Genomic DNA, 324 nt, shown 5'->3' with positions numbered 1-324 from the left:
GAGCCAGTAGCTGCTCTTTGGCGCTTTGCATAAAGGCTTGTGGGCCACAAACAAACACTGTTCGCTGATCTAAGTCAGCAATGTCCATTAACATGCCGCGATTTAAGCGGCCTTGGTAACCTTGCCAATTGGCAGGGGCGTTCTGAGTAAGGGTGTAGCGAATACTGCAATGTTTAAAGTTATTGCTGAGCTGGGCTAGTTCCGTTTCGGCAATTAAGTCCTGCTCGCTATGAGCGCTGTGTAAAAACACGATATCTTTTTCGATATTCATGTCACTTAAGTAACGAAGCATCGATAGCATAGGCGTTATGCCACTGCCAGCAG

1 protein-coding gene is annotated in these 324 nt (G+C 46.9%); it reads right to left on the bottom strand.

The window, feature by feature from the left end:
- Positions 1–271: ferredoxin reductase domain-containing protein (locus Q4528_RS13140; protein WP_303521929.1), on the bottom strand; the 271-nt coding region annotated here is incomplete at its 3' end.
- Positions 272–324: the final 53 nt, after the last annotated feature.

This window comes from Staphylococcus pasteuri, from assembly GCF_030547725.1.
In the GTDB taxonomy this organism is placed as follows: domain Bacteria; phylum Bacillota; class Bacilli; order Staphylococcales; family Staphylococcaceae; genus Staphylococcus; species Staphylococcus pasteuri.
Note: the sequence above shows the minus strand (reverse complement) of the source record. Positions and strands in the feature narration are given on the sequence as shown.